This is a genomic window from Lelliottia sp. 489 (genome assembly GCF_050435885.1).
GTDB classification, from domain to species: Bacteria; Pseudomonadota; Gammaproteobacteria; order Enterobacterales; family Enterobacteriaceae; genus Enterobacter; species Enterobacter nimipressuralis.
Genome location: NZ_JBNDLC010000006.1, coordinates 117,370 through 135,854, shown reverse-complemented (window position 1 = coordinate 135,854; position 18,485 = coordinate 117,370). Strand labels below are relative to the sequence as shown.

The following is an 18,485-nucleotide window of genomic DNA, read 5'->3' as shown; positions in this document are numbered from 1 at the left end:
AAGTTAAGTCAGTCGGGAGGCGCCACCGCCGCCCGCACCGGGATTAGCACAGCTCTAACTGAACGTTATTGTCCTTAATTACCTGCAACACCCCCGCTGGCGGCATTACGTCGGTGTACACGGCATTGACCATGCTGATGCTGCCCATATTTACCATCGCGTTACGGCCAAATTTCGAGTGATCCACCACCAGCATTACGTGGCGCGAGTTGTCGATAATCGCCCGTTTGGTGCGCACTTCATGGTAATCAAACTCCAGCAGAGAACCATCGCTGTCGATGCCGCTGATCCCAAGGATGCCGAAATCGAGGCGGAACTGGGAGATAAAATCGAGCGTCGCTTCACCAATGATTCCGCCGTCGCGGCTGCGCAGTTCGCCGCCCGCCAGGATGATGCGGAAATCTTCTTTCTGCATCAGGGTATTGGCGACGTTAAGGTTGTTGGTGACCACGCGCAGATTTTCATGGTTAAGCAACGCATGGGCCACCGCTTCCGGCGTCGTTCCGATATCAATAAACAGCGTCGCGCCGTTGGGGATCTGGCTCGCCACTTTGGCGGCAATACGCTCTTTCTCTGCGGTTTGCGTCGCCTTACGGTCATGCCATGAGGTATTCACCGAGCTGGACGGCAGGGCCGCGCCGCCGTGGTGGCGCAGAATACGGTTCTGATCGGCCAGATCGTTTAAATCACGACGAATTGTTTGCGGGCTGACGGCGAATTGCTCCACCAGCTCTTCGGTGCTGACATATCCCTGCTTTTTAACCAGTTCGATAATGGCGTCATGACGTTGCGTTTGTTTCATGAAATATCCCTGGGAATTATGTTCGTTTTCGCGCATTCAGCGTATCAGCAAAGGCCATCACCAGCCCCACGCCCAGCCCGGCAACGTGTGCGCCATTGGCGATAGACATACCAAACAGATCAAACCATCCGGCAATGAGCCATATTAAAGCAAAGGTGATTAACCCGCGTTGCAGATAGATGCCGCTTTGTGGGTCGCGCTCGCCGCGAAGCCAGACATAGCCCATTAACGCATACACCACGCCGGACAAACCGCCGAACCACGGGCCGCTAAACTTGTGCTGCACATAGCCGCTCAGCAGGGCGCTGATCACGGTGATGACGACAAGTTTACCGGTGCCGAGGCGCTTCTCAACAGCACCACCGAGATACCACCACCACAGCAGGTTAAAGAGGATGTGCAGCACCGAGAAGTGCATCAGGGCATGGCTGAAGTAGCGCCAGACGTCAAACTGCACCGAAGCGTCATACGGCCAGGCCAGAGCAATCATCACCTGCTGATCGCCCACCACGTTCATGATGATAAACACCAGAATACAGGCCGCCATCAGCAGCAGGGTAAACGGCCCGGCGCGCTCGCGCACGGTGGCTAAGAAAGGGAAACGCTGATAGTGCAGCCCGCTGTCCGTGTGGCCGGAGGTCCAGCTGGCCGCCAGATAGCGCGGGTCCGCAGGGTTTTCAAGAAAGCGCGCCAGCTCGGTGTTAACAAAATTCGCCTGGCTTTCATCAGCAAGCCAGACATCGGTTTGCGTATGCTGTTGAATCGTCAGGATCACACCCTGCGTCGCCATATAATCGACAAACGCCTGAGCGACGCGCGGGTTCGTAAAAGAGGTAATCATCAACATGGGCGGCAGTCGCTTATTTCCGTACAAAAGAGGACAGTATAACTGCGTCAGCCGCCAAAGGCGTGTTCTACTTCCGCCGGAAAATGACGATGCCAGGCGTCGAAGCCGCCATCGACGCTGTATACCGCGTCATAACCCTGCTGGAGCAGGTATTGCGCGGCACCTTTGCTGCTGTTGCCGTGGTAGCACATCACCATCACTGGCGTTTCAAAATCGTTATCGCGCATAAACGCGCCCAGGCTGTCGTTCGTCAGATGAAACGCGCCCGGCGTGTGGCCCATCGCAAAACTTTGCGGATCGCGGATATCCACCAGCACCGCCTTTCCCTGGTGCATCTTCTGATGGGCTTCTTCTACATTAATGCATTCAAACTGTTCCATTCGATTCTCTTCGTTTTTCAGGTTTGGTGCGCTCTCCCGCAGGAAGAGGGGAAAACTATTTTACCCCGTAGTGTACGTCCTGGCGGCGGCGAAACGCCATTATGTTATCTCTATCACTCAAAATTGTTTTTTTGATGTTACCAAAAGAGCGTTCCTTTGCTATTATGAGCGATATCGAACATTTCTGAGCTTTAACGAAAGTGCGTGAGGGTGATATGGAAACCAAAGATCTGATTGTGATAGGCGGTGGCATTAACGGTGCCGGTATTGCGGCGGATGCTGCAGGACGCGGATTATCTGTATTGATGCTGGAAGCCAACGATCTCGCCTGCGCGACGTCGTCCGCCAGCTCCAAACTGATCCACGGTGGCCTGCGCTACCTGGAGCACTACGAGTTCCGCCTGGTCAGCGAAGCGCTGGCGGAGCGTGAAGTGCTGCTGAAAATGGCCCCTCACCTGGCGATTCCGATGCGTTTCCGTCTGCCTCATCGCCCGCATCTTCGTCCGGCATGGATGATCCGAATTGGTCTGTTTATGTATGATCATCTGGGTAAACGTACCAGTCTGCCGGGATCGACCGGTTTGCGTTTTGGCTCAGAATCGGTTCTGAAACCGGAAATCGTGCGCGGATTCGAATATTCCGACTGCTGGGTAGACGATGCGCGTCTGGTGCTGGCGAACGCCCAGATGGTCGTGAAGAAAGACGGCGAGGTGAAAACCCGCACTCGCGCCACCGCTGCACGCCGTGAAAACGGGCTGTGGATTGTGGAAGCCGAAGATATCGATACCGGCGAGAAATTCAGCTGGCAGGCGCGCGGCCTGGTGAACGCCACTGGCCCGTGGGTGAAACAGTTCTTTGACGACGGCATGAAATTGCCTTCGCCGTACGGCATCCGCCTGATCAAGGGCAGCCATATCGTTGTTCCGCGCGTACACACCCAGAAGCAGGCCTACATCCTGCAAAACGAAGATAAGCGTATCGTGTTTGTAATCCCGTGGATGGATGAGTTTTCAATCATCGGCACCACCGACGTGGAGTACAAAGGCGATCCGAAGAACGTCGAAATCGACGAGAGCGAAATCGGCTACCTGCTGAAAGTCTATAACGCCCACTTTAAGAAACAGTTGGGCCGCGATGACGTGGTCTGGACTTACTCCGGCGTGCGCCCGCTGTGCGATGACGAATCTGATTCCCCGCAGGCGATCACCCGTGACTATACGCTCGATATTCATGACGTTGACGGCCAGGCGCCGCTGCTGTCGGTCTTTGGCGGCAAGCTGACGACCTACCGTAAGCTGGCGGAACATGCGCTGGAAAAACTGACGCCGTACTACAAAGGTATCGGCCCGGCGTGGACCAAAGGGGCGACGCTGCCTGGCGGTGATATCGGCAGCGACCGCGATGACTTTGCGGCAAAACTGCGCCGCCGTTATCCGTTTATTACCGAATCCATGGCACGCCATTACGCGCGCACTTACGGTAGCAATACCGAGTGGATTCTGGGGGAAGCGAAAACGCTCGCCGATCTCGGTGAACATTTTGGTCATGAGTTGTATGAAGCGGAGCTGCGTTACCTGGTTGAGCACGAGTGGGTGCGCCGTCTGGACGATGCCATCTGGCGTCGTACCAAAGAGGGGATGTGGCTGGATGCGGAGCAGCAATCGCGCGTGGCGCAGTGGCTGTCCCAACATGCGGGAAAGCGTAAATTGTCACTGGCATCGTAATGCCCCGCCCTCCCACACAGGGTGAGGGCGAAGACATAAAAAACGGCAACTTACGTTGCCGTTTTGCGTTTACAACCGTACCGGATCGATATGCCAAATGGTCTCGGCATACTCTTTGATGGTCCTGTCGGATGAGAAATAGCCCATGTTGGCGATATTGAGCATCGCTTTGGTGGCCCACTCCTCCTGATGGCGATATAGCTCGTCCACCTTGTCCTGACAATCCACATAGCTGCGATAATCCGCCAGCACCTGATAGTGATCGCCGAAGTTAATCAGGGAATCCACCAGATCGCGATAGCGGCCAGGCTCTTCCGGGTTAAACAGGCCGGTGGCGATCTGCGTCAGCACTTCGCGCAGCTCTTCATCCTGCTCGTAATACTCGCGTGGTTTGTAGCCCTGCTTGCGTAGCTCCTCCACCTCTTCCGCCGTATTCCCGAAGATAAAGATATTGTCCGCGCCGACGTGCTCCAGCATCTCGACGTTAGCACCGTCCAGCGTGCCAATGGTCAGCGCGCCGTTCAGGGCAAACTTCATGTTACTGGTCCCGGACGCCTCGGTCCCCGCGAGCGAAATCTGCTCAGAGAGATCCGCCGCCGGAATGATCAGCTGCGCCAGACTCACGCTGTAGTTGGGGATGAAGACGATCTTCAGTTTGTCGCCAATCTGCGGATCGTTGTTGATCACCTTCGCCACGTCGTTGATGAGGTGAATGATGTGCTTCGCCATGTAGTACGCCGAGGCGGCCTTACCGGCAAAAATGTTCACACGCGGCACCCACTCCGCCGTCGGATCGGCTTTGATGCGGTTGTAGCGGGTGATCACATGCAGCACGTTCATCAGCTGACGTTTGTACTCGTGAATACGTTTAATCTGCACGTCAAACAGCGCTTTCGGATTCGCGATCACGTTCAGGTGCTGAGCCATGTACACCGCGAGGCGTTTTTTGTTCAGCAGCTTGGCGTCGCGTACCGCTTTGTTCACCGTCGGGAAATCGGCGTGCTGTTCCAGTTCGCTCAGCTGACTGAGATCGGTGCGCCAGGTGCGACCGATGTTTTCGTCCAGCACTTCCGAGAGCGGCTGGTTCGCCAGCGCCAGCCAACGGCGAGGCGTGACGCCGTTAGTGACGTTGCAAAAGCGCATCGGGAAGATTTTCGCGAAGTCCGCAAACAACGACTGCACCATCAGGTTCGAGTGCAGCTCGGACACCCCGTTCACCTTGTGGCTGATCACCACCGCCAGCCACGCCATACGCACGCGACGGCCATTGGACTCATCGATAATCGACGTGCGGCTCAACAGCCCGGTGTCGTTCGGATATTGCTCCTGGAGCGTTTTCAGGAAGTAGTCGTTAATTTCAAAGATGATCTGCAGATGGCGCGGCAGGATCTTGCCGAGCATGTCGACCGGCCAGGTCTCCAGCGCTTCGCTCATCAGCGTATGGTTGGTGTAAGAGAACACCTGACAGGTCACTTCGAACGCCTCGTCCCAGCTGAACTTGTGCTCATCCATCAGCAGGCGCATCAGTTCGGGAATCGACAGCACCGGATGGGTGTCGTTGAGGTGAATCGCGGTCTTTTCGGCCAGGTTGTTGTAGGTTTTGTGCAGCTGATAGTGGCGGCTCAAAATGTCCTGGATCGTCGACGACACCAGGAAATACTCCTGACGCAGACGCAGTTCGCGCCCGGAGTAGGTGGAGTCATCCGGATACAGCACGCGCGACACGTTCTCGGAGTGGTTTTTGTCTTCCACCGCCGCGAAGTAGTCGCCCTGGTTGAATTTACCGAGGTTGATTTCGCTACTGGCCTGGGCGTTCCACAGACGCAATGTATTGGTGGCGTCCGTGTCATAGCCTGGGATAATCTGATCGTAAGCGACCGCCAGGATCTCTTCAGTCTCCAGCCAGCGGCTCTTTTTGCCTTCGAGCTGCACGCGGCCACCAAAGCGCACTTTGTAGCGCGTATTGTGGCGTTTAAATTCCCACGGATTGCCGTACTCCAGCCAGTAATCCGGCGACTCTTTCTGCCGCCCGTCGACGATGTTCTGCTTGAACATGCCGTAATCGTAGCGAATCCCGTAGCCGCGTCCCGGCAGGGCCAGCGTCGCCAGCGAATCGAGGAAACACGCCGCCAGACGGCCCAGACCACCGTTGCCTAAACCGGGGTCGTTCTCTTCATCAATCAGCTCTTCTAAATCTAACCCCATCTCTTCCAGTGCGTTTTTGACATCGTCGTAAATCCCGAGCGATAACAGCGCGTTGGAAAGGGTGCGGCCAATCAAAAACTCCATCGACAGGTAATAGACCTGACGGGTTTCCTGCGAGAGCTGGGCGCGGTTCGAGCGCAGCCAGCGTTCGACCAGACGGTCACGCACGGCAAACAGCGTGGCGTTCAGCCACTCGTGCTTGTTGGCGATCACCGGATCTTTCCCGATGGTAAACATCAGCTTATAGGCGATGGAATGCTTTAACGCCTCTACGCTAAGTGTCGGGGATGCATAACTAAAAGGTGCATTCATATCAGTGACTCCGCCTTATGACATCAAGCGTTGATAAAGATCGCGGTACGACTGCGCCGCAACGTGCCAGCTAAAGTCCATCGCCATCGCCTGGCGTTGCACGAAACGCCACAAAGAGGGACGCGACCACAGAACAAATGCCCGCCGAATCGCCCGCAGCAGCGACCAGGCATTGCTGTCTTCAAAGGCAAAACCGGTGGCGATGCCGTCCGCCAGATTCTCCAGCGACGTATCCGATACGGTATCAGCCAGCCCACCGGTGCGGCGCACCAGCGGCAGCGTGCCGTACTTGAGTCCATACAGCTGGGTTAAGCCGCATGGCTCAAAGCGGCTTGGCACCAGGATGACATCCGCGCCGCCCATAATGCGGTGCGAGAACGCCTCGTGATAACCAATCTGCACGCCTACCTGCCCCGGATGTTCGGCGGCAGCGGCAAGGAAACCTTCCTGCAACACCGGATCACCTGCCCCCAGCAGCGCCAGTTGACCGCCCTGCTCCAGCAGCCCCGGCAGCGCTTCCAGCACCAGATCCAGCCCTTTCTGGCTGGTCAGGCGGCTGACCACGGCGAACAGCGGCACTTTGTCGTTCACCTTCAGCCCCATCGCAATCTGCAGCTGGCGCTTGTTTTCCGCTTTGTCTTCCACCGAATCACGGTTGTAGCGCGAGGCCAACAAAAGGTCCGTTTCCGGACTCCAGATTTTTTCATCGACGCCGTTGAGGATTCCCGACAGGCGTCCTTCGCGATGTCGCTGGCGCAACAGCCCTTCCATGCCGTAGCCAAACTCCGGCTCGGTGATTTCGCGTGCGTAAGTCGGGCTGACCGCCGTGATGTGGTCGGCGTAGTACAGCCCCGCTTTCAGGAACGAAATCTGACCGTTAAACTCCAGCCCGTGCATGTTATAGAACGACCATGGCAGATCGATGTCATTCATATGATGGGCGTAGTACATGCCCTGATACGCCAGGTTGTGCACCGTAAAGACCGACTTTGCCGGGTGGCCGCGCGCCGCCAGATAGGCGGGAGCCAGCCCTGCGTGCCAGTCGTGCGCGTGGACGATCTCCGGGCGCCAGAAGGGATCGAGTCCGACCGCCATTTCAGCGCCCACCCACCCGAGCAACGCAAAACGCAGCACGTTGTCCGTATAGGCGAATAAGTTCGTGTCGTGGTACGGGCTCCCTGGTCGATCGTACAAATGCGGCGCATCAATCAGATAAATGCCGACGCCATTGTAATGGCCAAACAGCAGGGTGATGCGCCCGGCGAACGTGTCGCGACGGCTCACCACCTGCGCGTCGGGGATGCCACGGCGGAGATCAGGAAAAGCCGGCAGCAGCACGCGGGTGTCGATACCTTCCGCAATTTGCGCCGCCGGGAGTGCGCCCAGTACATCCGCCAGCCCGCCCGTTTTCAGCAGCGGGAACATCTCAGAACATACATGTAAAACCTGCATTATCGCTCCTGTTTGACCTGCAGTTTGCGCAGCATTTCGCGCGTGACCAGCACGATGCCTTCTTCTGAGCGGTAGAAGCGGCGAGCGTCTTCCTCCGCATTCTCTCCAATCACCATCCCTTCCGGGATCACACAGGCACGGTCGATAACACAGCGACGCAAACGACACGAGCGCCCCACCCACACATCCGGCAGCAGTACCGACGAATCGATATTGCAGAAGGAGTTCACCCGCACGCGCGGGAAGAGCACCGACTGCACCACTACTGAGCCAGAAATAATGCACCCGCCCGACACCAGCGAGTTCAGCGTCATGCCGTGGCTACCGGAACGGTCCTGCACAAATTTGGCCGGCGGCAGCGATTCCATGTGCGTGCGAATCGGCCAGTTCTGGTCGTACATATCCAGTTCCGGGGTGACGGAGGCTAAATCGAGGTTCGCCTTCCAGTACGCTTCAAGCGTACCCACGTCGCGCCAGTACGGTTCGGCATCCGGGTCAGACTGCACGCAGGACAGCGGGAAGGGATGTGCATAAGCCATGCCAGCTTTGGTGATTTTCGGGATGATATCTTTGCCGAAGTCGTGGCTAGAATTCTCGTCCTTGTCGTCCTCTTCCAGCAGTTCATAAAGGTAATCGGCATCAAAGATATAGATGCCCATACTGGCGAGGGATTTGGTGGCATCCGTCGGCATGGTCGGCGGGTTAGCCGGTTTCTCAACGAAATCGATAATCTTGTCGTTCTCGTCCACGTCCATGACGCCGAACGCCGTCGCTTCAGCAACGGGCACCGGCAGACACGCCACGGTGCAACGCGCCCCTTTTTCGACGTGGTCGATGAGCATGTGCGAGTAGTCTTGCTTATAAATATGGTCGCCCGCGAGGATCACGATGTATTCCGCGCCGTAGCGGCGAATGATGTCGAGGTTTTGCGTCACCGCATCGGCCGTGCCGCGATACCAGTTTTCACCGTGTACGCGCTGCTGCGCCGGAAGCAGATCGACAAACTCGTTCATCTCTTCGCTGAAAAATGACCAGCCGCGCTGGATGTGCTGCACCAGGGTGTGCGACTGATACTGAGTAATCACGCCGATACGGCGAATACCGGAGTTCAGGCAGTTGGATAATGCAAAATCGATAATACGGAACTTACCACCAAAGTGAACGGCAGGCTTAGCACGCTTGATTGTCAAATCTTTCAGACGGGTACCACGTCCACCAGCAAGTATCAGCGCGACCGTTTTTAAGGGTAACTGGCGCGCCAACATCAAGGGATCGTTCTTCTCTAATCTCACCATGACTAACTCCTTTTTTATCATCTTTGGAATACGCACACTCCGTGTGCAGGCCCGTGCCAGACAGCCATTACCACCGGATTATCCACTCCGGCAAAGGGGGAAATGGCGCGCCATTCCCCGTGAGGTAAAACAATCTCTGCGACATCGTTCGTCGCGTTTAACGTGATTAGCCAGTTATCCGAAAGCAGGATTTGCAGGCAGGGAATACCGTACTGCCACTCGTGCGCACTTAGCGGTTGTGCCTCTTTATTCAGCCAGCTGACGTTGCCGTCTCCCTCTTCCCACCAGCGATCCGCCGTGAGCGCTGGGATCTGTTGCCGAAGATGGATCAAGGCCGCTGCAAAGTGCGTTAACCCCGTGTTTGCCTGTTCCCAGTCGAGCCAGGTCAGCGCGTTATCCTGGCAATACGCATTGTTATTGCCGTGCTGGCTATGACCAAACTCATCACCCGCCAGCAGCATTGGCGTCCCTTGCGAAAGCAACAGCGAAGTCAGCAGCGCATGCACGCTGGCGCGGCGCCGCTCGATAACATCCTGACTGCCGCCTAACCCTTCTATACCATGATTAAAGCTATGGTTATTGTTAGTCCCATCGCGGTTTTCTTCGCCGTTTGCCTCATTGTGTTTCTGATTGAAACAAACACAGTCGCGAAGGGTAAACCCGTCGTGCGCCGTCACCAGATTGACGCTGGCCGACGGTGCTCTGCCACTCTTCCTGAACACATCACTGGACGCCGCAAACCGCCCGGCAAAGTCGCCAAGAGAGAGATTTTTTTCCAGCCAAAAACGGCGCGTGGCATCGCGGAAACGATCGTTCCACTCGGCAAACAGCGGCGGGAAGTTCCCCACCTGATAACCGCCGTCACCGATATCCCACGGCTCAGCAATCAGTTTGACGCGCGACAGCACCGGACAGTTTTTAATGGCTTCAAACAAGGGAGCCTGCTGGCTGAACGCAGGCGTTCGGCCCATCACAGACGCCAGATCGAAGCGGAAACCGTCGATATGGAAGGTCTCGACCCAGGATTTCAGGCAGTGATAAGCAAAGTCTGCCACCGCCGGATGACTGAGGTTGAGCGTGTTACCGCAACCGGTCCAGTTGTGATAATCACCATCCTCCCTAATCCAATAATAGCTACGGTTGTCGATTCCGCGCATTGAGAGCGTCGGTCCGTCGAGATCCAGCTCCGCGCTGTGGTTCAACACCACATCCAGAATCACTTCGATACCGGCCTGGTGCAGCGCTTTTACCGCATCGCGAAACTCATCTCTGGCGCGTTCCGGATGTGAGGCGTAGCGCGGATCGAGGGCAAACATCGCCAGCGGGTTGTAGCCCCAGTAGTTGGTCAGCCCCAGGCGCAGCAGGCGCGGCTCAGAGGCAAAATGGGCCACCGGGAGCAGCTCCAGCGCGGTGATGCCCAGGTGTTTGAGATAGGCAATCATCACCGGATGAGCGAGCGCCTTGTAGGTGCCACGGATCTCCTGCGGGATCGCCGGATGCAGATACGTCAGCCCTTTAACGTGGGCTTCGTAGATAACCGTTCTCCCCCACGGCGTCGCGGGCGGGGCGTCATCTTCCCAGTCATAAGCATCGCTCACCACCACGCTTTTTGGCGCAATCGCCGCGCTGTCGCGAGGCTCGGGTTCGTGGTCGCCATCAAAGTAGAGCGGGTTATCGGTGACCTCTCCCTCGACGCGCATGGCGCAAGGGTCGACGAGTAATTTGGCCGGATTAAATCGTAGCCCCTGCCCCGGCTCCCACGGGCCGTGCACGCGAAAACCGTAGCGCAGTCCGGGCCGCCCGTCGGCCAGATAGCCATGCCAGATGTCCCCGCTGCGTTCCGGCAGATCGTAGCGGTACTCATTACCCTCACCGTCAAACACACAGAGTTCCACCCGTTCTGCGTGGGCGGTAAAGAGGGTGAAATTCACCCCTTTGCCGTCAAACGTTGCCCCAAGCGGAGCGGGTTTGCCTGCCGTGAGTTGCGTCATTCGCCCTCCCGAACCAGCCAGATTGTCGACAGCGGTGGCAGCGTGAGGCTCAGAGAGTTCGGACGCCCGTGGCTTTCCCACTCATCGCTATGAACGCTGCCGCCGTTACCGGCGTTACTGCCGTGGTAGTGGCTGGAGTCGGTGTTGAGAATTTCGCGCCATCTGCCCGGCTGGTTGATGCCGAAGCGATAGTTCTGGCGCGGCACCGGCGTAAAGTTGCTGGCGATGATGATTTCATTCCCTTCCCGATCGCGGCGCACGAAGATAAACACCGAGCGCTCGTGGTCATCCACCACCAGCCACTCAAAGCCGTAGGAGTCAAAGTCCAGCTCGTGCAGGGCTTTATGATGGCGATAGGTCAGGTTGAGGTCGCGCACCAGGCGCTGAACGCCGTGATGCCAGTTGTCGCCGCCTTCCAGCAGATGCCAGTCGAGGCTCGCATCATGGTTCCACTCACGGCCCTGGGCGAATTCGTTGCCCATAAACAGCAGCTTTTTGCCCGGGAAGGCAAATAGCCAGCCGTAGTAGGCGCGCAGGTTGGCAAAGCGCTGCCACGCGTCGCCGGGCATGCGGTCGAGAATCGATTTTTTGCCGTGGACCACTTCGTCATGAGAGAGCGGCAGAACAAAGTTTTCGGTGTTGTTGTAGAGCATCCCGAAGGTCAGTTTGTCGTGGTGATACTGACGATAGACCGGATCGAGTTTGAAATAGTCGAGGGTGTCGTGCATCCAGCCCAGGTTCCACTTGTACCAGAAGCCCAGCCCGCCCATGGCAGGCGGACGCGATACGCCGGGGAAGTCGGTCGACTCTTCGGCCATCGTCACCGCGCCTTCGACCTGCTCGCCGAGAATGCGGTTAGTGCTGCGCAGGAATTCAATGGCTTCGAGGTTTTCGCGGCCCCCGTATTCGTTCGGAATCCACTCGCCCTCTTTGCGGCTGTAGTCGCGATAGATCATCGACGCCACGGCATCCACGCGCAGAGCGTCGATACCAAAACGTTCAATCCAGTACAGGGCGTTGCCCACCAGATAGTTCGCCACTTCGCGACGACCATAGTTGTAAATCAGGGTGTTCCAGTCCTGATGGAAGCCTTCGCGCGGATCGCTGTGCTCGTAAAGATTGGTGCCATCAAACTGAGAGAGACCAAAATCATCCGTCGGGAAATGGCCTGGCACCCAGTCGAGGATCACGCTGAGTCCGGCGGCATGGGCGGCGTTGATGAAATAGCGGAAGTCATCGCGGGTGCCGAAGCGGCGCGTCGGTGCGTAAAGGCCGGTCGGCTGATAGCCCCAACTGCCGTCGAACGGGTGCTCGTTAATCGGCAGCAACTCCAGATGGGTAAAGCCCATCCATTTGGCGTAGGGCACCAGCTGGTCCGCCAGTTCGCGATAGCTCAGCCAGAAATTGTTGTCCGTGTGGCGACGCCATGAGCCGAGGTGCACTTCATAAATAGAGATTGGCGCATCGAAGCGGTTAGCCTGTTTGCGCTCTTCGGTCTGCACGATTTTCTCCGGCAGACCGCAAATCAGCGACGCGGTGTCCGGGCGCATTTGCGCTTCGAAGGCGTAAGGATCGGCTTTGACCCGCAGCTGACCGTGGGCATCGATCATTTCGAATTTGTAGAGCTGGCCGTTGTGCGCGCCGGGGATAAACAGCTCCCAGATCCCCGATTCACGCCGCAGGCGCATCGGGTGGCGGCGACCGTCCCAGTAGTTGAACTGGCCAACCACCGACACGCGCTGCGCATTCGGTGCCCAGACGGAAAAACGGGTGCCGGTGATGCCATCCATCGTATCGGCATGCGCGCCCAGCGTTTCGTACGGGCGAAGGTGCGTGCCTTCGGAGAGCAGCCAGGCATCCATCTCTTGTAACAGCGGGCCAAAACTGTAGGGATCGTCAATCAGGTTTTCATGACCATGCCAGAGCACGGCGAGCTGATAACGGAACAGGTTTTTGCGACGCGGGATCGCGCCTGAGAAGAAACCGCGCGAATCAAGGCACTCCAGCTTGCCTACCTTGCGGCCGGTTTTAGGTTCAATGACCCACACTTCGGTGGCGTCGGGCAACAGTGCGCGGACTTCCAGTCCATCCTCCGTCCTGTGCATACCCAGCACAGAAAATGGGTCCGCAAAATGACCCGCAATTAGCGCATTTATCACGTCTCTATCAATACGATCGGACATGGTATTCATCCTGTTTTTTCTAATGTCGCCCTATTTAAGCGCTCCGGTGCGACTTTTAATGTGACCTGAACGACGCAGATATTGTTCATCCTCTCTGCGCCATCCCACCCTCAGGTAAGAAATGACTCTTCCTTAAAGCATAGCCAACGACGAAATGACTCCTGATAAAAATTGACGCTCTGCGCATGACTCCGTGTTACGCGCAAAAAAAAGGGGGTGAATATCACCCCCGGTATTAGCAAATTATTAGGCCAGTTGTCGCAACATGCGGCGAAGCGGCTCGGCGGCACCCCACAGGAGCTGGTCTCCGACGGTGAAGGCCGAGAGATACTCCGGCCCCATGTTCAGCTTACGCAGACGACCGACCGGCGTGGTCAGCGTGCCGGTAACGGCGGCCGGGGTCAGTTCACGCATGGTGATATCGCGATCGTTTGGCACCACTTTCGCCCACGGGTTGTGCGCAGCCAGCAGCTCTTCCACGGTCGGAATAGACACATCTTTTTTCAGTTTAAGGGTGAAGGCCTGGCTGTGGCAGCGCAGCGCGCCAACGCGCACGCACAGACCGTCAACCGGGATCACGGAAGAGGTGCTGAGGATTTTGTTGGTCTCGGCCTGGCCTTTCCACTCTTCGCGGCTCTGGCCGTTATCGAGCTGTTTGTCGATCCACGGGATCAGGCTGCCTGCCAGCGGAACGCCGAAGTTATCGACCGGCAGTTCGCCGGAGCGGGAAAGTTGGGTGACTTTGCGTTCGATATCCAGAATCGCCGAGGCCGGGTTCGCCAGCTCGTCAGCGACGTGACTGTGCAGTTGACCCATCTGTGCCAGCAGTTCGCGCATATGACGCGCGCCGCCGCCGGATGCGGCCTGATAGGTGGCAACGGAGACCCACTCCACCAGATCCTGCGCGAACAGGCCGCCCAGGGACATCAGCATCAGGCTGACGGTACAGTTACCGCCGACAAAGGTTTTCACGCCGTTGTTCAGGCCGTCGGTGATCACGCCCTGGTTCACCGGGTCGAGAATAATGATCGCGTCATCTTTCATACGCAGAGAAGACGCGGCGTCAATCCAGTAACCCTGCCAGCCGCTTTCACGAAGCTTTGGATAGATTTCGTTGGTATAATCGCCGCCCTGGCAGGTCACTATAATATCAAGTGCCTTCAGCGCTTCCAGATTAAAGGCGTCCTGAAGCGTGCCCGTAGAGGCACCGCCGAACGCGGGCGCTGCTTGCCCGAACTGGGAAGTGGAGAAGAAGACCGGGCGGATGGCGTCAAAATCGCGCTCTTCGATCATGCGTTGCATGAGGACAGAGCCGACCATACCGCGCCAGCCGATAAAACCAACGTTTTTCATAGCGTATGTTCCTGCAGAGGTGTGTGCTGTGTGTGTCAACCCGTATCCAACGGGCATAGCCTTCACATTACAAAATGCTGCCAAAGTCGCAAGTGAAATTAATCAATGATTGCGCTGCGATCAGTAATACCACTAATTACAATAGAAACCACAGGGTTTATCAGGGATAAATAACAATGACTGAAATCATTTCCGCAGCGGTGCTTTTGATCCTGATTATGGATCCGCTTGGGAACCTGCCCATTTTTATGTCGGTGCTGAAACACACCGAGCCGAAGCGCCGCCGGGCGATCATGATCCGCGAGCTGCTCATCGCGCTGCTGGTGATGTTTATCTTCCTGTTCGCGGGTGAAAAGATCCTCGCGTTCCTGAATTTACGCGCTGAGACGGTTTCCATCTCTGGCGGCATTATTCTGTTCCTGATCGCCATTAAAATGATTTTCCCAAGCGCCGAAGGCAGCAGCAGCGGCCTGCCTGCGGGCGAAGAGCCGTTTATCGTACCGCTGGCGATCCCGCTTGTCGCCGGGCCGACCATTCTGGCGACGCTGATGCTGCTCTCCCATCAGTATCCGAATCAGATGAGCCATCTGGTGATTGCTCTGCTGATCGCCTGGGGCGGGACCTTCATCATCCTGCTGCAGTCGTCGCTGTTCCTGCGCCTGTTGGGCGAAAAAGGGGTGAACGCGCTGGAACGCCTGATGGGGTTGATTCTGGTGATGATGGCGACGCAGATGTTCCTGGATGGAATTCGGGCGTGGATGAAGGGGTGAGGTTGAGGAGTATATCGGGTAAAGGCGTGGTTCCGTTGATCTTACGGACTGAAGAAGGTGTAGAGCCTCTGTAAAAAAGCCGGGTAGTGCTTGCGCTTACCCGGCCTTCATATCACCGTTTTATCGGTCGGGTAAGGCGTAGCCGCCTTCCCGACAAACATCGCACTTAACTCAGCAGCGAAAACGCAATCATCCCAACAATCGCCCCTGTCGTGCCGAGGATGGTTTCCATCAGCGTCCAGGTTTTCAGGGTTTGCGCTTCGGTCGCGCCGGTAAATTTACCGAACAGCCAGAAGCCTGCGTCGTTTACGTGGGAGACCACGATAGAGCCGCCCGCGATACAGATAGACAGGGCCGCCATTTGCGCACCGGAGTAGTTCAGCTGTTCAATCACCGGCATCACCAGGCCGACCGCAGTCAGACAAGCTACCGTGGCAGAACCCTGGATAATACGCACCGCTGCTGCCAGCACGAAACAGGTCACGGCAATCGGTAAGCCCATTCCGGTCAGCGCTTCGCCCAGAGCCGGGCCCACGCCGGAATCAACCAGCACCTGCTTGAACACACCGCCTGCGCCAATCACCAGCAGAATAATCCCCGCCGGTTGCAGCGCCGCGCCGCAGATCTCCATCACGCGGTCTTTCGGCATCCCCTGACGCATCGCCAGGCCGTAAATCGCCACCAGACACGCCACCAGAATCGCGGTGAACGGATGACCGATAAACTCGAACCATTCGTAAGCACTGGAACCGACCGGCACAAAGCGCGCGGCGATGGTTTTGAGGCCAACCAGCACCAGCGGCAGCAGAATCAGCGACAGGCTGAAGCCGAAGGACGGCATTTTGCCTTCGCCAAGGTGCGGCTCGGTGATGTCATCAGGAATGTGCAGCTCAACGTAGCGGCTGATAAAGTTGCCCCACAGCGGCCCGGCAATAATCATCCCCGGGATCGCGGCGCACAGGCCAATCAGAATCATCCAGCCAAAATCGGCGTGCATCTGAGACGCCAGCAGCATCGGCGCAGGCCCAGGCAGCAGGAACGCTGCGGCCGCCGCGACGCCCGCAAACAGCGGAATGACCAGCTTAACTAGGTTGGTGCCCGTGTGACGCGCCATGGAGAACGCGACGCTAATCAGCAGCACCACGGCCACTTCAAAGAACAGCGGCAGCGCGCAAATCAGACCGGCCAGACCAATCGCGTAGTGCGCGCGGCTGTGGCCGAAGGATTTGAGCATCTTGACGGCAATCTGATCGACCGCGCCCGTCTCATGCAAAATCTTGCCAAACATCGCGCCGAGCGCGACCACAATCGCCAGGAAGCCCAGCGTGCCTCCCATCCCTTTTTCCATCGTCGCTGCGATTTTATCGAGCGGCATACCGGAAAAGAGACCTGCACCAATAGAAACCACCATCAAAGCAACGAAGGCATGCATACGCGCCTTCATCACTAAAAACAGCAGCAGCAAAACGGAGCCGACGGCTGTCAAAACTAGCGTTAATGTACTCAAAACTTACTGCCTTTTTTTAATGACCTCAATGGTGCTGGCAACAACACCGTCCAGCGGCTGATCGATATCGACGATCAGAACATCGCTTTCGTCTGCACCCGGTTCCTGCAGCGCTTCAAACTGCGTGACCAGCATCTGAGTTTTGAAGAAGTGGCCTTTACGGGCTTTCAGACGGCTTTCGATCACGTCGAAATCGCCTTTCAGATAGATAAAGGAGAGGTTTGGGTTACCGTCACGCAGCAGATCGCGATAGGTCTTTTTCAGCGCGGAGCAGACAATCAGCGACACTTTGTTGGTGCGCTGCATCGCAAACGCGGCATCGTTCAGCGCCTGCAACCAGGGCTTACGATCGTCGTCGTTCAGCGGTTCGCCAGCGGCCATTTTAGTGATGTTGCTGCGCGGGTGGAGGAAGTCGCCATCAAGAAACGCTGCCTGAAGTTGATGCGCCACTTCGCTGGCGACGGCAGATTTACCGCTACCGGAAACGCCCATCAGGACGTAAACGTGGTGATCGAGATTTGTCGTGCTCAAAGGGTGCCCCTCAGTCAATTGTTACGGGTAACAGTTATCGGTAACATTGTCCTGCCGGGGCAATGGAGAAGCAATATCCATTCGTGCGAGAAGTGAATAAGTGTGAGCTACTTCAAATTTGTCAGACTAAATTGATCCACCCGGTGACAAGGTGAAACCTAAATCTAACATTTTAGGCGTGACCACTTCACCACGAATGCGCGCCAGCAGGCGTTCCGCACCGATGCGGCCCATGCGTTCGCGCGGCGTCAGAACGCTCGCCAGACGTGGCTCCATCACCTGTCCGATATCGTGGCCGTGGAAACCGGCAATCGCCATATCGTCAGGGATTTTCAGGCCAAGACGCTGACATTCAAAGGCTGCGCCGACCGCAAGGTCATCGTTGGTACAGAATATACCATCAAGCTGCGGATACTCTCGGCGGGCCTGGCGCATCAGCTCAATACCGGACGAATAGGAAGAGGATTGCTCCACCATCACGCTGTACGGCGTTAAGTTTGCGTCGAGCATCGCCTGCTCGTATCCCTTCTGTTTGATGATAGTACGTTCGTCGAGACGTGCGCCCAGATAGGCCACGTGGCGGTGACCGCGGGCGAGAATGGCGGCGGTCATCTGACGCGCGGCTTCGAAGTTATCGAACCCGACGGCAATATCCAGACAAGGCGACTGACTGTCCATCAGCTCCACCACCGGAATGCCGGCGACTTCAATCATCTTGAGCGTACGCGGCGTGTGAGTACGTTCCGTTAAGATCAGACCGTCGATGTTCCAGGAAAGCATCGATTCAAGACGTTCCTCTTCCAGTTCCGGTTTGTACCCGTAGTGCGCGAGCATGGTTTGATAACCGTAGGCGTCAGTAACGCTTTCGATTCCGCGCAGCACTTCGGCGAAAACCTGGTTGGTTAAGGAAGGAAGCAGAACACCGACCGCACGGCTGGTGGCATTGGAGAGAATATCGGGCGCGCGGTTGGGGATATAACCCAGTTCATCGAGAGCAGCGGCAATCTTGCCACGCAACGCCAGGGAAACCTGTTCCGGGTTACGCAAAAAGCGGCTGACCGTCATTTTGGTCACACCGACGCGATCGGCCACATCCTGAAGTACGGGTCGTTTCTTTTTCATCGTCCTGAGAG

Annotated in this window: 14 protein-coding genes; 2 read left to right on the top strand and 12 right to left on the bottom strand. The window is 56.9% G+C overall.

What is annotated here, in order from left to right:
- Positions 1 to 43: 43 nt before the first annotated feature.
- The 3 genes from ABIE11_RS17710 to glpE are packed head-to-tail and all read right to left on the bottom strand — an operon-like array spanning position 44 to position 2,029.
- Positions 44 to 802, bottom strand: coding sequence for a DeoR/GlpR family transcriptional regulator (locus tag ABIE11_RS17710; protein WP_100778583.1), 759 nt, complete (start codon positions 800 to 802; stop codon positions 44 to 46).
- Positions 803 to 818: 16 nt separating this feature from the next.
- On the bottom strand, positions 819 to 1,649 hold the full coding sequence (gene glpG / locus ABIE11_RS17705) for a rhomboid family intramembrane serine protease GlpG (RefSeq protein ID WP_100778582.1): 831 nt from the start codon (positions 1,647 to 1,649) through the stop codon (positions 819 to 821).
- A gap of 47 nt (positions 1,650 to 1,696) precedes the next feature.
- A complete protein-coding gene (gene glpE, locus ABIE11_RS17700; protein WP_100778581.1) occupies positions 1,697 to 2,029 on the bottom strand; it encodes a thiosulfate sulfurtransferase GlpE in 333 nt (110 codons plus the stop codon).
- 215 nt (positions 2,030 to 2,244) lie between these two features.
- Between glpE and glpD the strand changes: the two genes are divergently transcribed.
- Positions 2,245 to 3,753 (top strand): glycerol-3-phosphate dehydrogenase, encoded by a 1,509-nt coding sequence (gene glpD / locus ABIE11_RS17695; RefSeq protein ID WP_429184999.1) that lies wholly within the window; start codon positions 2,245 to 2,247, stop codon positions 3,751 to 3,753.
- Between the two features lie 69 nt (positions 3,754 to 3,822).
- Here glpD and glgP read toward each other — a convergent pair whose 3' ends face one another.
- From glgP to asd, 6 genes are all read right to left on the bottom strand, one after another.
- A complete protein-coding gene (glgP, locus tag ABIE11_RS17690; protein WP_100778579.1) occupies positions 3,823 to 6,270 on the bottom strand; it encodes a glycogen phosphorylase in 2,448 nt (815 codons plus the stop codon).
- A gap of 15 nt (positions 6,271 to 6,285) precedes the next feature.
- Positions 6,286 to 7,722 (bottom strand): glycogen synthase GlgA, encoded by a 1,437-nt coding sequence (gene glgA / locus ABIE11_RS17685; RefSeq protein ID WP_100778578.1) that lies wholly within the window; start codon positions 7,720 to 7,722, stop codon positions 6,286 to 6,288.
- The gene (gene glgC / locus ABIE11_RS17680; protein ID WP_102105323.1) at positions 7,722 to 9,017 is read right to left on the bottom strand and encodes a glucose-1-phosphate adenylyltransferase; all 1,296 of its coding nucleotides are present in this window, start codon (positions 9,015 to 9,017) and stop codon (positions 7,722 to 7,724) included. Before glgC ends, glgA begins: the two co-directional genes overlap by 1 nt.
- A 17-nt stretch (positions 9,018 to 9,034) precedes the next feature.
- Entirely contained in the window at positions 9,035 to 11,008 is a 1,974-nt protein-coding gene (gene glgX / locus ABIE11_RS17675) for a glycogen debranching protein GlgX (RefSeq protein WP_429184998.1), read from the bottom strand.
- The gene (glgB, locus tag ABIE11_RS17670; RefSeq protein WP_429184997.1) at positions 11,005 to 13,191 is read right to left on the bottom strand and encodes a 1,4-alpha-glucan branching enzyme; all 2,187 of its coding nucleotides are present in this window, start codon (positions 13,189 to 13,191) and stop codon (positions 11,005 to 11,007) included. The genes glgX and glgB overlap by 4 nt, the downstream gene beginning before the upstream one ends.
- A 246-nt stretch (positions 13,192 to 13,437) precedes the next feature.
- The gene (asd, locus tag ABIE11_RS17665) at positions 13,438 to 14,544 is read right to left on the bottom strand and encodes an aspartate-semialdehyde dehydrogenase (protein WP_100778574.1); all 1,107 of its coding nucleotides are present in this window, start codon (positions 14,542 to 14,544) and stop codon (positions 13,438 to 13,440) included.
- A gap of 176 nt (positions 14,545 to 14,720) precedes the next feature.
- Here asd and yhgN point away from each other — a divergent pair, with 176 nt between their 5' ends.
- Positions 14,721 to 15,314: an NAAT family transporter YhgN gene (yhgN, locus tag ABIE11_RS17660; RefSeq protein ID WP_015960802.1), complete on the top strand. Its 594-nt coding sequence runs from the start codon at positions 14,721 to 14,723 to the stop codon at positions 15,312 to 15,314.
- A gap of 166 nt (positions 15,315 to 15,480) precedes the next feature.
- Here the strand turns inward: yhgN and gntU are convergent, their stop codons facing one another.
- The 3 genes from gntU to gntR form a co-directional block, all read right to left on the bottom strand.
- Complete coding sequence (gene gntU / locus ABIE11_RS17655) at positions 15,481 to 16,821, bottom strand: gluconate transporter (RefSeq protein WP_100778573.1); 1,341 nt, start codon at positions 16,819 to 16,821, stop codon at positions 15,481 to 15,483.
- A 3-nt stretch (positions 16,822 to 16,824) separates the two neighbouring features.
- Complete coding sequence (gntK, locus tag ABIE11_RS17650) at positions 16,825 to 17,352, bottom strand: gluconokinase (protein ID WP_100778572.1); 528 nt, start codon at positions 17,350 to 17,352, stop codon at positions 16,825 to 16,827.
- A gap of 126 nt (positions 17,353 to 17,478) precedes the next feature.
- Positions 17,479 to 18,474 carry a gluconate operon transcriptional repressor GntR gene (gene gntR, locus ABIE11_RS17645; RefSeq protein ID WP_100778571.1) on the bottom strand — a complete coding sequence of 332 codons (996 nt, stop codon included), beginning with the start codon at positions 18,472 to 18,474 and terminating at the stop codon, positions 17,479 to 17,481.
- Positions 18,475 to 18,485: the final 11 nt, after the last annotated feature.

Coding starts and splice junctions, on each gene's coding strand:
- glpG (WP_100778582.1), bottom strand. CDS start 1,649: ATGTTGATGATTACCTCTTTTACGAACCCGCGCGTCGCTCAGGCGTTT.
- ABIE11_RS17710 (WP_100778583.1), bottom strand. CDS start 802: ATGAAACAAACGCAACGTCATGACGCCATTATCGAACTGGTTAAAAAG.
- glgX (WP_429184998.1), bottom strand. CDS start 11,008: ATGACGCAACTCACGGCAGGCAAACCCGCTCCGCTTGGGGCAACGTTT.
- glgP (WP_100778579.1), bottom strand. CDS start 6,270: ATGAATGCACCTTTTAGTTATGCATCCCCGACACTTAGCGTAGAGGCG.
- gntR (WP_100778571.1), bottom strand. CDS start 18,474: ATGAAAAAGAAACGACCCGTACTTCAGGATGTGGCCGATCGCGTCGGT.
- glpD (WP_429184999.1), top strand. CDS start 2,245: ATGGAAACCAAAGATCTGATTGTGATAGGCGGTGGCATTAACGGTGCC.
- glgA (WP_100778578.1), bottom strand. CDS start 7,722: ATGCAGGTTTTACATGTATGTTCTGAGATGTTCCCGCTGCTGAAAACG.
- glpE (WP_100778581.1), bottom strand. CDS start 2,029: ATGGAACAGTTTGAATGCATTAATGTAGAAGAAGCCCATCAGAAGATG.
- glgC (WP_102105323.1), bottom strand. CDS start 9,017: ATGGTGAGATTAGAGAAGAACGATCCCTTGATGTTGGCGCGCCAGTTA.
- asd (WP_100778574.1), bottom strand. CDS start 14,544: ATGAAAAACGTTGGTTTTATCGGCTGGCGCGGTATGGTCGGCTCTGTC.
- glgB (WP_429184997.1), bottom strand. CDS start 13,191: ATGTCCGATCGTATTGATAGAGACGTGATAAATGCGCTAATTGCGGGT.
- yhgN (WP_015960802.1), top strand. CDS start 14,721: ATGACTGAAATCATTTCCGCAGCGGTGCTTTTGATCCTGATTATGGAT.